The following is a 13013-nucleotide window of genomic DNA, read 5'->3' on the forward strand; positions in this document are numbered from 1 at the left end:
CTCAGGTGCAGAGGCCGGCGGCCTCGCGGCCGGAGGTGCTCAGGCCCTCGTTGGTCGGCGGCGGGATCGGGGTGTCGGTGCCCGGCGTACCGCCGGGGGTGCCGTCCGACGCCCCGTCGGAGGTGCCGTCGGAGGCACCTCCGGTGGTGCCGGACGGGCTGCTGGGCGACGACGGGCCACCGGACTCGGACGTACCGTCGCCAGGGGTGTTGCCGGCCGACGGCGAGCCGTCCGGGTTGTCGCCCGCGCTGAGCGCGTCCTTGAGGAACTCAGGGGTGAGCGGCTTGTCGCGACGGACCAGCTGCCAGAGCTTCTCGACCTCGGGGGTCCACTCGATCCCGGAACTCACCTTGCCGGAGTAGATCCACGGGGTGGTGATGAACTTGATGTTGTCGGCGCCGATGCCCTGCGCGGTGACGGCCAGGTCGGCCATCTGCGCGATGCCCTTGAAGTCGGTCTGCAGCGACGACGTGGCGGCGTTCATGAAGCTGATCATCCGGTCGGGGCGCGCGATCATGCCCGCGGTCAGCGCCTTGTTGATCATCGAGCCGATGAACGCCTGCTGGCGCCGGGTGCGGTTGGGGTCGGTGCCGTCGCCGATCCGGTAGCGGGCCCGGACGTAGGTCAGCGCCTCATTGCCCTTGATCTCGCGGGTGCCCGCCTTGAGATGGATGTTGCGCACCTCGTCGTCGATGTCATCGGGGATGCAGACCTCGACGCCGTCGAGGGCGTTGACCATGTCCTTGAACTGGTTGAAGTCGACGACGACGTAGTTGTCGACGCGGATCCTGGTCGCCTGCTCGAACTGCTGGATGGTGCAGGCGGGGCCGCCGTACGCGAAGGCGGCGTTCCACTTCTCGTACCCGGTCGCCGCGCGGATCTTGCTGCCGTCCTCCTTCGTGCACTCGGGCCGCATGACGGCCGTGTCACGCGGGACGGAGATGCCGTAGGCGAACTCGCGGTTGGCGGAGAGGTGGAACAGGATCGTGGTGTCGGAGAGCCCGTTGGTGGACTCGCCGTCGATGCCGTTGCCCTCGCCGGAGCGGGTGTCGGAGCCCATCACGAGGATGTTCATCGGCTCCTTGGGACCCGCGACCTCTTCCTTGTCGGGGCGGTTGGTGAGCTGCTTCGACACGTCCTGCCGGTCGATGTTGCCGTTCCAGTTGTTGTAGACGAGGACGACCCCGAGACCAGTGGCCAGGCCGAGTGACATCAGGCTCGCGATGATCACCTTGAAGACGACCTTGCCCGGCTGCGGAGCCTTGCGACGACCCCCGGACACCCGGCTTCCGCGGCCGCCCCGGCCACCCCGCTCGCTGCGCGGTCGGCGCCGGTCACGGTCGGCCCGCGAGGTCGGCACCCGCCGGGCACGGCTCCCGGGCGTCGCGTCGGCGCGCCCGGTCTCAACGTCCTCCGTCATGCATCACCTGGTCGTGTGGCCGCCGTGGCGGATGGTCATGGCTCGACTGCGCTGCCGAGTCAGCGGCCGATCGGCACCGGTGGTACCACGCCCACCGTACGGACCACATCAAGTCGTACGGCGAGTCGCTCCCATTGTCACCGGTCGCCCCGCCTCGACCCAATCCGGGGGCGAAGGACCGGACCTGACAAGATGGGTCCCCACGCCCCAGTAGCTCAGTGGATAGAGCAGCCGCCTCCTAAGCGAAAGGTCGCAAGTTCGACTCTTGCCTGGGGCACCCTGTGATGTCTCAGGACATCCGTGGCGATCGGCCAAGGCCTCGCCTCCCTTCGCAGCAGGGGCACAGCTGCGTTGCTCGGCGTACCCACCAAGCCGGTTGAGATCGACCTGCTCAACGACGTCGTGTTCAAGGGAGCGACGATCCGCGGTGTCTTCGCCCGGCGGATGTACGAGACGTGGCATCAGGTCGAGAACGTCCTCGTCGGCGGCCGGCTCAACCTCGACTCGGTCATCAGCCACAAGATCCCCGCCCGGGACTACGAGCAAGCCTTCGACTCATGTCCTCCGACCAGGCGATGAAGATCGTCGTCGACGACGACGCAGGGGCACCGCGGTGACGATCCCGAGTAGGCCGATCAAGCTCGGCATGGTCATCGACTACGCCGGCGTCTTCGACGAGACCGTCGAGCTGATCGTCGCCTATGAACAGGCCCGCCTGGGGATGCTCGCCATCCCGGAGGCCTACTCCTTCGACGCGGTCAGCCAACTCGGCTACATCGCCTCGCGAACCGAGCGACTGGAGCTGATGTCCTCGATCCTGCCGATCTACTCACGCGCTCCCTCCCGGCCCGCAGGTGGTCAAAGACTTCCACGGAGTGAGGTACGACGCTCCCCTTGGGCGCATGAGGGAGGTAACCGACGTCTGTCGGCAGGTATGGGGCAGGAAGCCCGTCGCATTCGGGGCGACCACTACGTCATGCCACTGACCTCGGCAGACGGCGGCTCAGGGCTCGGGAAGTCGCTCAGGCTCATCAACCGCCCGATCCGCGCCGACATCCCGATCTCGGTCGACGCACTGGGCCTCAAGAGCGTGGCCATGGTCGCGGAGCTCGCCCGGGGCTGGCAGCAGCTGTTCTTCGACCCGCGGAAGGCTGCCGACGTATGGGGAGACGCTCTGGCCGAGGGACTCGCCGAACGAGACCCCGAACTTGGCCCGCTCGAGATCCAGCTCCAGTGAGCCTCCACTTCGGCGAGCCCTCTCCAGAGGCACTGCAGTCGATCCGCGACCAGGCGGCCCTCTACATCGGCGGTATGGGCGCGCGCGGCAGGACCTTCTACAGCCAGCTCGCCTGTCGCTACGGCTACGAGCCCGAGGCCACGGCGATTCAGGATCTGTATCTGACGGGGCCGGAAGGCCGAGGCGGCAGCTGTCGTACCCGAGGAGCTGGTCGACGGAGTCACGCTCCTCGGCGACGAGCACGAGATCCGCCGGCAGCTCGAGGCCTTCTCCCAGGCGGGAGTCACGACCCTCCTGCTGAACCCGATCGCCTCATCGGCGCCTGAACGCCTGGAGCAGTTCGGCCGGCTGGCCGCGGTTCTCGCGGCAACACGCCGTACCAGCGGGCTCAGCCCCGTGGCTGTGCCCGCTGGTAGGCCCGCCACGGGCGGTCGGTCGTGACGGGGATGTAACGCTGCGTGATCGCGAGCAAACTTAGCGGAGCAGTTCCTGGACCGAGCGCAGGTCGGCGCCGCCTTTGAAGAGGTGCGTGGGGCGGCAGTTCCACGGCGGCACATTGCCGCCTTCCCGCAAGGAGCTGACAGTCGTCTGTTCGTCAACCGTCGCGGCCCAGGTCGCTGAGTGGGCCGGGTACACCGTCGCCGTCCTGCTCCAGGTGCATCGGTCGGCAAGATGAGGCCGTCAAGCGCGCATCGAGGATGCCTCGCCCTGCCCCGCAAGCCACGGTTCAGGGCAGGCACGAGACTCCGACCAGGGATTCGCCCCGTCTCCGCCTCGCCGGGCCTCGGACCAGTCCGACTCAAACGGTCAACGCACGCTCGCAGCATCGGCGTCGCGCGCGCATGCGACCTCTGGATTCCAGCACCGTCAGGCTTCGGACACGAGGTAGACGACCTCGTCGCGGACGACGACGCGGTGCGTGCGCGTCGCCGCGACGGCGGCGCCACTGACCTCCTGGCCCGTCCGGAGGTCGAACCTCGCACCGTGGAGCGGACACTCGACGTGACCCTCGACGACCCAGCCCCTCGCCAGCGAGGCCGGGTAGTGGGTGCAGGTGTCGTCGAGCGCGTACACCGCTCCGTCAGCGTCACGCAGGAGCGCGATGTCATCGTCGGTTCCCGCGGCGTCGCGATCGATCCTCAGCCCCCCGGCCGCAGGTACGTCCGCGAGCGCGGCCAGACGGACCAGGGTCGTCACCGCCGGCTCCAGTCGGGCTCACGCCTCTCGAAGAACGCGGCGATGCCCTCGGCCCGCTCCGGGTGCTGGGCCATCGCCGCGACCGCCTCGCCGGTCGCGGCCCAGCCGACCCCCTCCCGGGCCGAGCGCACCGTCCGGATCGCCGTGAGCGTCGCCGCGACGGCGGCCGGCGAGTTCCTCGCGATCCGGCGAGCCAGTCGCTCGGCCTCCGAACGCGCCAGGCCGGGAGCGCAGAGCCGGTTGACCAGCCCGTGCGCCGAGGCCCGCTCCGCATCGATCGGCTCAGCCGAGAGGGCCAGCTCCATCGCGAGGACGGCGGGCAGCCGGTCCTCGGTGCGGAACAGGCCGCCGCACGCCGCGACGACGCCCCGCGCGACCTCGGGCAGCCCGAAGGCCGCCTCGGTGCTCGCCACCACCAGGTCGCACGCCAGCACGATCTCGAAGCCACCGCCGAACGCCGGCCCCTCCACGGCGGCGACCAGCGGCTTGCGCCGCTCGCGCAGGATCACGCCGTACTCGCCCCCACGCTCGGTCGCCGGGCTGCTCGGCTCGTGCAAGTCGGTCCCGGCGCTGAAGACCGGTCCGTTGGCGGCGAGCACGCCGACGCGATGTCGGGGATCGTCATCGAGCTCGTCCAGCGCCCGGCTGAGCGCGTCGGCGAGGGCCCGGTCGAAGGCATTGCGCCGGTCCGGCCGGTTGAGCACGAGCGTCCGTACGCCGCCCTCGCCGTCGTGGCGCTCGACCAGCTCGCGCGTCATGGCCGGTCCAGCTCCGAGGCGGCGGCCAGCTCGGCCCGCGCGACGCCGCGCAGGTGCACCTCGTCGGGACCGTCGAAGATGCGCATCGCTCGATGCCAGCCGTACATCGCGGCCAGCGGCACGTCGTCGGAGACCCCGGCCGCGCCGTGGACCTGGATGGCCCGGTCGATCACCTCGAGCGCCACTCGCGGCACCGACACCTTCGCCATCGACACGAGGGTGGCGGCGGCCCTGTTGCCCTCCTCGTCGATCACCCGGGCGGCGTGCTGGCACAGGAGGCGGGCCTGGTCGATCGCGATCCGCGACTCGGCGATGTCGCGCTGCAGCATGCCCTGCTCGGCCAGGGGCTTGCCGAACGCGACGCGCGACTGGGAGCGGCGTACCAGCAGGTGGAGGGCGCGCTCGGCCGCGCCGATCGCCCGCATGCAGTGGTGGATGCGGCCCGGCCCCAGCCGTGCCTGGGCCAGCGCGAACCCGCCGCCCTCCTCGCCCAGCACGTGGGACACCGGCACCCGTACGTCGGAGAAGGTGACCTCGCAGTGACCGTGCTGGTCGTGTCGCCCGAAGACGGGCACGTCCCTGACCACGGTGACGCCGGGCGTGTCGCGGGGCACCAGCACCATCGACTGCTGCCGGTGCCGGGCGGCCGAGGGGTCGGTCTTGCCCATCACGATGAGCAGGCGGCAGCGCGGGTCGGCGATGCCGGAGGTCCACCACTTGCGGCCGTTGACGACGTACTCGTCGCCGTCGCGCTCGATCCGCGTCTCGACATTGGTGGCGTCGCTGCTGGCCACGGCCGGCTCGGTCATCGCGAACGCGGACCGGATCGTGCCGTCGAGGAGCGGGTCGAGCCAGGTCCGCCGCTGCTCCTCGGTGCCGAACAGGTGCAGCAGCTCCATGTTGCCGGTGTCCGGCGCGGCTCCGTTGATGGCCTCGGGGGCCAGCTCCATGCTCCAGCCGCTGATCTCGGCGAGTCCGGCGTAGTCGAGCTGGGAGAGGCCCGACTCGGCCGGGAGGAACAGGTTCCACAGGCCGCGGCGCCTGGCCTCGGCCTTGAGCTCCTCCACGGCCGGGGGAAGGGTGTGGTCCTCCGGACCGTGCTCGGCCCGGTAGGCGTGGTAGGCGGGCTCGGCCGGCAGCACGTGCTCGTGCAGGAAGTCGACCATCGCCGCCCGCAGCTCCACGGCGCGCGGCGAGGGCGTCAGGTCGAGGCCGGCCCTCATCGGCGCACCTCGGTCACGATGTCGGAGAGCGAGGCACGCTCGGTGCGGAAGCCGTTGCTCGGGTGCTCCTCGTCGGGATAGCCGAGGGCGACACCGCACAGCACCGCCTCGTGCTCGGGGATCTCCAGCAGCTCGCGCACCTTGCCGGCGTACACGCCCAGGGCGCCCTGCGCGATCGTGCCCAGCCCCTCGTCGAGCGCGGCGTTCATCAGATTGGCGACGAACGCGCCGCAGTCGGCGGCGGCGTAGGCGCCCTGGGAGCGCTCGACGGTGACGATCAGGGCCACCGGCGCCCCGAAGAAGGAGTAGTTGTCGAGCATGGCGGCGGCGCGCGCGGCGTGGTCGGTCCGCTCGATCCCCAGGCTCCGGTAGAGCGCGTAGCCGGCCTCCCGGCGGCGCTCGAGATGCACGCCGGCGTAGGTCCCGGGCAGCTCGAGGTCGGGCGTCTGGTCCGCTGCGTCGGGATGGGAGGAGACGTGCGCGGTGAGCTCGCGCGCGAGCCATCGGGTGGCCTCGCCGCGCAGCAGGCGCACGTGCCAGGGCTGCACGTTGCACCACGAGCCGGTGCGCTGGGCGGTCGCCAGGACCCGGGTGAGCATCTCCTCGGGCACCTCGTCGGGGCGATAGCCCCGGCAGCTCCACCGGGTCTTCATCAGGGTCGCGAAGTCCATGCGGTCTCCTCGTCGTGGGTGGGGGGGGTACGCCGCTCGGGCGCTCAGCGCCAGCCGCCGTCGAGCCGCAGCAGGGCGCCGGTCGCGTAGGAGGAGGCCGAGGAGGCGAAGAACAGCACGCTGCCGACGATCTCGTCCGGCTCGGCACAGCGTCCGAGGGCGACCTGCGACTCCATCCGCTCCCGCAGGCCGGGCATCCAGTTCTCGGAGATGTCGGTGAGGAAGGCGCCGGGCTGGACCGTGTTGACCCGCACCCGCGGCCCGAACGCCCGGGCGAACCCCTCGGTGAGCACGTGCAGGCCGGCCTTCGCCGCCGCGTAGGGCAGCGCGTGCTCGGTGGGCCGGATCGCCTCGACGGATCCGATGTTGACGATGCTGCCGCCGTCGCCCTCGGCCATCCGGGTGCCGATGGCGGCGGTCAGCCGGAACGGTCCGCGCAGGTTGACCGCGACGACCTTGTCGAACAGCGCCTCGCTGACCTCGGCCAGGCTCGGGTAGTGGGGGGACAGACCGGCGTTGTTGACCAGGACGTCGACACGACCGAACTCGTCGTAGACCTCCTCGACGAGGCGGTCGCAGTCGGCCCAGCTGCTGGCGTTGAACGCGACGGGCAGAGCGCGCACCCCGTGCTTCTCGGCGACCTCGTCGGCCACCTCCCGGCAGGCGTCCGGCTTGCGGCTGGCGACCACGACGTCGGCGCCCCGGCTCGCGAAGGCGTGGACCAGCTCGCGGCCCATGCCGCGGCTGCCCCCGGTCACCACCACGGTCCGGCCGGCGAACTCTCCGGGGTCGGTCCGGCGCATGAGGTCCTCCTCGGTCGTCGTCGATCCCACGTTCGGCCCTCTCATCGCGGCGCCAGGTCGCGCAGCGCCCGGCGGTGGTCGGTCCCGACGTCGAGCAGCATCGCGGTCGGCGTCCCCACGCCGGCCTCGACGAAGCGCTGCAGGTGCTCGCGCATCCGCGCCGGCGCTCCGTGCACGACGAGGGCGTCCACGATGTCGTCGGGCACGGCCTCGAGGGCCTGGCGGCGCTCGCCGGCGGCCCAGAGCTTCCAGGTGCGCTCCAGCTCGTCGTGGCCCAGCCACCGGTAGAACTCCCGGTAGACGGGCACGTTGAGGTAGGCGGCGAGCAGCCGCCGTCCTGCGGCCCGGGCCCGGTCGGCGTCCTCGGTGGGCGCGACCAGCACCCGGGCGGCGACCTCCTTGCCGGACCGGGCGCCGTCGGTGCCGCGCACGAAGGGCACCATCCGGGCCGCGTCCTCGGCGGAGACCAGGGTCAGGATGGCGCCGTCCCCCTCGGTGCCGCCCAGCTCGAGCATGCGCGAGCGCAGCCCGGCCACCAGGATCGGCACCGGCTCGGGGGGCACCGTCTCGCAGCGGTAGCCGCCGACCCGGAAGGTGTCGTAGGACTGCTCGACCCGCTCCCCGCTCAGCGCGGCGCGCAGGAAGCGCAGCATGTCGCGGGTGCGGGAGAAGGGTCGCTCGAAGGCGATGTCGTTGAGCCGGCCCACGATGATGTCGGACCCGGAGCCGATGCCGAGGGTGAAGCGTCCCGGCGCCAGCGACGCGAGCGTGGAGGCCGTCTGCGCGAGCAGGACGGGTCCACGGGTGAAGACGGGCGCCACGGCGATGCCGAGCCTGATCCCACGGGTCACGGCGGCCGCGGCCGCCAGCGGGGTGAATCCCTCGGGACCGGTGCCCTCGGCCGTCCAGATCCCGCTGTAGCCGAGATCCTCGATCTCCCGGGCGAGGTCGGGGACCGCCCGCAGCGGGACGCCGTCGAGGGGCAGCGTCATGCCCCAGCGAGCCGTCACGACCGGGCCCGGAGGGCGTGACGGCGGATCTTGCCCGTCTCCGTGCGCGGCAGCTCGTCGACGAAGTCCACGATGCGCGGCCAGGCGTGCCGCCCCAGGCCCTCACGCACCGCCTCCTGGATCTCGGCGGTCAGCCGCTCCCGGTCAACGGTGCCGTCGGCCACCACCACGGCGCGGACGGCGGAGCCGCGCTTGGGGTCGGGGGCCGCGACCACGGCGGCGTCGGCGACGCCCGGCCGGCCGAGGATGATCGCCTCGACCTCGCTGGGGCCGACGTTGTAGCCGGAGGTGACGATGAGGTCGTCCTCGCGGCCGACGAAGCGATAGCGCCCGGCGTCGTCGATCTCGGCCAGGTCGCCGGTGAGGAAGTACTCGCCGCGCCACCGGTCCTGCCACAGGTCGTCGCGGCCCTGGTAGCCGACGGACGCCTGGTACTGCGGACGCCGCACCGCGATGATGCCGCTGCGCTCCTGCGGCACCCCGTCGGCGTCCACGAGCTCGACGTCGAAGCCGGGCACCGCCGCGGCGAGCGCGCCGGGCTCGACCGGCTCGTCGGTGCCGGTGAGGTTCGCCAGCACCATCGCCAGCTCGCTCTGGCCGTAGCCGTCCTGCAGGTCGTGCCCGGTGAGCCGCCGCCAGGCGCTGGCGAGCGGCGCGTCCAGCGGCTCCCCGGAGCTGGAGGCCCCCCGCACCGAGCGCGGGATGCCGGCCCCCCGCTCCGCGGTGGCCACCAGCCGGCGGTAGGCACTGGGAGCGGCGCCGATGAAGGTGACCCGCTCCCGGTCGATGATCCGCAGCCAGGCCTCGGGATCGAAGTCGCCGCTGTAGGCGACCCGCGCATGGCCCAGCGCCTGGGGACAGATCCCCACGGTGTAGAGACCGTAGGACCAGCCCGGGCTGGCGCCCGCGAAGATCAGGTCCTCGGGCTGCAGTCCGAAGACGTGCCGGATGTAGGGCTGCACGGTGAGGATCAGCTGATGCGCCTGGAGGCAGCCCTTGGGAGCACCGGTCGTGCCGCTGGTGTAGATGAGGGTGGCGGGATCCGACGGCAGCGTCTCGACCGGGCTGGTCAGCGCGTCGTGGGACTCCAGCTCGGCCCAGAAGCTGCGGTCGCCGTGGCGCAGGCCCCGCCCGCCCGGGCCGGCGACGGTGTAGACCGCCGGGTCGATCCCGCCCGCGGCGAGCGCGGCGTCAACCTGGTCGCGGTGGTGGTGGTCGACGACCACGACCTTGGGGTCGCCGCCGGCGAGCCGGTCCGCGAGCGCCGTCGTCCCGAAGCCGGCGAACAGCGGCATGTAGACGAACCCGGCGCGCCAGGCCGCCAGCGCGGCGATATAGGCCTCGGTCTGCTGCCCGACGACTCCGGCGACGCGATCGCCGGGCCGCAGGCCGGCCTTGCGCCAGGCGGTCGCCAGCCGGCTCGACGTCTCGGCCAGCTCCGCGAAGGTCCACCGCTCGGAGGAGCCGTCCGGATGATGGAGGATGTAGGCGAGCCGCGCGCGGTCGCGCCCCCACCTGTCCGCCGCCTCGTGGGCGGTGTTGAGCCCACGGCTCAGCGGCCAGTCGAGCCGTGCGACGGCGGCCTCCCAGAGATCCTGGGTGGGCAGCTCGCGCTCCGCGCGCAGCTCTGCCAGGAACGCTTCGCTCATGCCGACCATCTCCCTGTGACCTCCTCGATACGACCCACGCGGCCCGGCGCTGCTCCGGTCCCGGACCGGGAGAACCGCGGCGCCGCGGCGGCCTCGACGCCGTCGGGCCCGTGGCGCAGCGTTCCCCGGCCGGCCACCTGCGGGTGCCGGGCCGCCTCCTCGAAGGTCAGCACCGGTGTCACGCAGGCGTCGGTGCTGGCGAAGACCTCGCTCCACTCCTCGCGGGTACGACGCCCGAAGGCGGTGCCGAGCACCTCGGCCAGGTCGGCCCACTGGGCGGGGTCGTCGCGGTCCGGCAGATCGCCGGGGAGACCGAGGAGCTCGATCAGCTCGTCGTAGAACTGCGGCTCGATCGCACCGACGGCGACGTGCCCGCCGCCGCGGCATCGGTACGTCCGGTAGTAGGGCGCGGCGCCGTCGAGGATGTTGGCAGCGCGCTCGTCGCGCCACAGGCCGCCGGCCCGCAGCTCGAGGATCGGCTGGACCAGGACGGCGGCGCCGTCGACCATCGCGGCATCGACGACCTGTCCCCGACCGGACAGCGTCCGCTCCAGCAGGGCGGCGAGGATGCCGGTCACCAGGAACATCGAGCCGCCGCCGTAGTCGCCGGCGAGGTTGAGCGGCGGCAGCGGCTGCTCGGCGGTGCCGACCGCGTGCAGCACGCCGGTGAGCGAGATGTAGTTGATGTCGTGACCCGCCGTGGCGGCCAGCTCACCCGCCTGGCCCCAGCCGGTCATCCGGGCGTAGACGAGCCGCGGGTTGGGGGCGAGGCAGGCGTCGGGGCCGAGACCGAGCCGCTCGGCGACACCGGGCCGGTAGCCCTCGATGAGGACGTCGGCCACGGCGACGAGGTCCAGCACCGCCGCGCGCTCGGCGGCGTCCTTGAGGTCGGCCCGCACGATGGTGCGCCCGCGCAGGGTGTGGTGCAGGCCGGTCCCCTGCGGGGCCGAGGGCCGTTCGACGCGGATCACGTCCGCGCCCAGGTCCGCCAGGACCATCGCCGCGTGGGGGCCGGGGCCGATGCCCGCCAGCTCCACGACGCGGATCCCGTCCAACGCTCCCGCCATCGCTCCTCCTCCGAACGATCGGACGATCACTCGTGGCGGGAAGCTACTGAACGATCGCTCGGGGGGAGAGCGGGCATCCCTGTGGGTGGAACACCTCGTGCCGCCGGCTCGGGCGGGACCCTCAGCGCCGGGGGACGGCGCGCACGACGCCCAGCGCGATGTCGACGTACCGCTTGGCCATGTCCTCGGGCGAGACGCCGCCGCCCTCGTGGTACCACCAGGCGATGGAGTAGCCCATGTTGATCACCGCGCGCGCCGCGTCGCGCGGGTAGGGAGTGGCGAAGACGCCCATCTCGACGCCGCGGACGATGACGTCGCGGAACATCCGCTCCTGCTCGTCACGGAGCCGGACGACGACCGCGCGGCCGTCCTGCTCCAAGCTGCGCAGCTCCGAGGAGCCGATCAGCGCCTCGCGCTGACGCGAGGTGTGGAACAGGATCCAGGCGTGGACCAGCGCCTCGAGCTGGTCGGCGGGTTCCGAGCCGGCGTTGAGGAGCTCGGCCCTGGTGAGCGCGATGACGTCGTTCATCGTCGAGGTCATGATCTCCTGCAGGATCTCCTGCTTGGAGGGGAAGTAATGGTAGATCGAGGCCACTGTCATCGACGTGGCCCGGGCGATGTCGCGCATGGAGGTGCCGTGATAGCCGAGGACCGTGAAGTTGTCGATGGCGGCGTTGAGCACGCCTGCCCGTCCGCCGATCCTGGTCTGGGCGACCGCCACTGCGCCACCGCGCCTTTCGCTCCGAACGTCCCGGGGGCCGTGCCCCGCGCCCGCCAGTGTGGCACGGCCGATGCCGCCCGACCGCACCCCCGGGCCGCCGGCCCAGCGGATGGAACCGGCCGCGACGAGCCGAACGATCGCTCAGTAGCCTCCGCGCCATGAGCTCGACGGCGACGACCGGACTGCCCGATCTGGCCAACCTCCGCGACGTGGGTGGGCTGCGTACCCACGACGGCCGACGGACCCGCCAGGGGCGGCTGCTGCGCAGCGGGACGCCGTTCTATCTCGACGCCACCCAGTCGCGACATCTGGTCGACGGACTCGGCCTGCGGCTGCGGATCGACCTGCGCAGCCGTGGCGAGGTCGACGGCGCCACCAACTCCCATCTGGCCGCCGTGGAGCGCGAGGTGCTGCTCGCGCCGATCGGCGCCGGTGGGGCCGGGACCGTCCCGGCGACCGCCGCGGCAGAGCACACGATGATGGCGCACTACCTGCGCTACCTGGAGCACGCCGCCGACTCCTTCGCCCTGATCGCCCGCGCCCTGGCCGACGCCGAGCGGCTGCCGGCACTGCTGCACTGCACCCTCGGCAAGGACCGGACCGGGACGGTGGTCGCCGTGCTGCTCTCGGCGGTCGGCGTCCTCGACGACGAGATCGTCGCGGACTACGCGCGCACCGAGGGCCAGAACGACGCCCTCCTGGACCGGCTGCGCAGGCTGCCGGAGTACCGGCGGCGACTCGAGCTGCTGCCGGCGGAGTCGTTGCGGGCCGTGCCCGAGTCGATGTCGCTCTTCCTCGCCGGCCTGCAGGACGGGTACGGCGGCGGGGCCGGGTACCTCCGCTCGGCCGGGGTCGGGGCCGATGTCCTGGACCGGCTGACCGGCGAGCTCGTGGAGGAGAGCCGATGACGCCGATCCTGGACCACCACGCCGGCACCCGGTGTGCGGTTGGTGACGCTCTCGCGCCCCGACCGGCTCAACACGCTGCCGCAGCCGGTCGTCGCCGCCGGCCGGGCCCACGAGCTGATGCTCACCGGACGGCGGGTCGACGCCGACTAGGCCGAGCGGATCGGCCTGGTGCTCGAGGTCGTTGACGGCGACCGGCTGGTCGAGGCGGCTCTCGCCAGGGCCGCCGAGATCATGGCGAACGGACCGGCCCAGGTCGAGCTGACCAAGGAGGGCATGTGGCTGGCGTTGGGGACGCCGTCGCGAGGACGATGATCGAGCTCGAGAACCGTCAGCAGGTGATCACCGCCCT

At 72.2% G+C, this 13013-nt stretch carries 14 protein-coding genes and 1 tRNA gene; 5 read left to right on the forward strand and 10 right to left on the reverse strand.

The window, feature by feature from the left end; genetic code table 11:
- Position 1: 1 nt before the first annotated feature.
- Positions 2–1420, reverse strand: coding sequence for an LCP family protein (locus tag RB608_RS04800; RefSeq protein ID WP_308086666.1), 1419 nt, complete (start codon positions 1418–1420; stop codon positions 2–4).
- 204 nt (positions 1421–1624) lie between these two features.
- On the opposite strand from RB608_RS04800, the gene RB608_RS04805 reads away from it, so the two are divergent.
- From RB608_RS04805 to RB608_RS04815, 3 genes are all read left to right on the forward strand, one after another.
- Positions 1625–1697, forward strand: a tRNA-Arg gene (locus RB608_RS04805).
- A gap of 23 nt (positions 1698–1720) precedes the next feature.
- Positions 1721–1999 (forward strand): hypothetical protein, encoded by a 279-nt coding sequence (locus RB608_RS04810; RefSeq protein WP_308086667.1) that lies wholly within the window; start codon positions 1721–1723, stop codon positions 1997–1999.
- Between the two features lie 34 nt (positions 2000–2033).
- Positions 2034–2657: an LLM class flavin-dependent oxidoreductase gene (locus RB608_RS04815; RefSeq protein WP_308086668.1), complete on the forward strand. Its 624-nt coding sequence runs from the start codon at positions 2034–2036 to the stop codon at positions 2655–2657.
- A gap of 867 nt (positions 2658–3524) precedes the next feature.
- Here RB608_RS04815 and RB608_RS04820 read toward each other — a convergent pair.
- From RB608_RS04820 to RB608_RS04860, 9 genes are all read right to left on the reverse strand, one after another.
- The gene (locus tag RB608_RS04820; protein WP_308086669.1) at positions 3525–3854 is read right to left on the reverse strand and encodes a Rieske 2Fe-2S domain-containing protein; all 330 of its coding nucleotides are present in this window, start codon (positions 3852–3854) and stop codon (positions 3525–3527) included.
- Positions 3851–4612: an enoyl-CoA hydratase-related protein gene (locus tag RB608_RS04825; protein WP_308086670.1), complete on the reverse strand. Its 762-nt coding sequence runs from the start codon at positions 4610–4612 to the stop codon at positions 3851–3853. Before RB608_RS04825 ends, RB608_RS04820 begins: the two co-directional genes overlap by 4 nt.
- A complete protein-coding gene (locus RB608_RS04830; RefSeq protein WP_308086671.1) occupies positions 4609–5835 on the reverse strand; it encodes an acyl-CoA dehydrogenase family protein in 1227 nt (408 codons plus the stop codon). The genes RB608_RS04825 and RB608_RS04830 overlap by 4 nt, the downstream gene beginning before the upstream one ends.
- Positions 5832–6506: a nitroreductase gene (locus RB608_RS04835; protein ID WP_308086672.1), complete on the reverse strand. Its 675-nt coding sequence runs from the start codon at positions 6504–6506 to the stop codon at positions 5832–5834. Before RB608_RS04835 ends, RB608_RS04830 begins: the two co-directional genes overlap by 4 nt.
- Positions 6507–6550: 44 nt before the next feature.
- On the reverse strand, positions 6551–7309 hold the full coding sequence (locus tag RB608_RS04840) for an SDR family oxidoreductase (protein WP_308086673.1): 759 nt from the start codon (positions 7307–7309) through the stop codon (positions 6551–6553).
- A gap of 41 nt (positions 7310–7350) precedes the next feature.
- A complete protein-coding gene (locus RB608_RS04845; protein ID WP_308086674.1) occupies positions 7351–8301 on the reverse strand; it encodes an LLM class F420-dependent oxidoreductase in 951 nt (316 codons plus the stop codon).
- A 14-nt stretch (positions 8302–8315) separates the two neighbouring features.
- Positions 8316–9968 (reverse strand): AMP-binding protein, encoded by a 1653-nt coding sequence (locus RB608_RS04850; protein ID WP_308086675.1) that lies wholly within the window; start codon positions 9966–9968, stop codon positions 8316–8318.
- Complete coding sequence (locus RB608_RS04855) at positions 9965–11035, reverse strand: CaiB/BaiF CoA-transferase family protein (protein WP_308086676.1); 1071 nt, start codon at positions 11033–11035, stop codon at positions 9965–9967. The genes RB608_RS04850 and RB608_RS04855 overlap by 4 nt, the downstream gene beginning before the upstream one ends.
- 121 nt (positions 11036–11156) lie before the next feature.
- A complete protein-coding gene (locus RB608_RS04860; protein WP_308086677.1) occupies positions 11157–11756 on the reverse strand; it encodes a TetR family transcriptional regulator in 600 nt (199 codons plus the stop codon).
- Positions 11757–11914: 158 nt separating this feature from the next.
- Between RB608_RS04860 and RB608_RS04865 the strand changes: the two genes are divergently transcribed.
- Both RB608_RS04865 and RB608_RS04870 read left to right on the forward strand, forming a co-directional pair.
- Positions 11915–12664 (forward strand): tyrosine-protein phosphatase, encoded by a 750-nt coding sequence (locus tag RB608_RS04865; RefSeq protein ID WP_308086678.1) that lies wholly within the window; start codon positions 11915–11917, stop codon positions 12662–12664.
- Positions 12665–12832: 168 nt separating this feature from the next.
- Positions 12833–12976 (forward strand): hypothetical protein, encoded by a 144-nt coding sequence (locus RB608_RS04870; RefSeq protein WP_308086679.1) that lies wholly within the window; start codon positions 12833–12835, stop codon positions 12974–12976.
- Positions 12977–13013: the final 37 nt, after the last annotated feature.

The organism is Nocardioides sp. LHD-245 (assembly GCF_030929495.1).
GTDB lineage: Bacteria > Actinomycetota > Actinomycetes > Propionibacteriales > Nocardioidaceae > Nocardioides.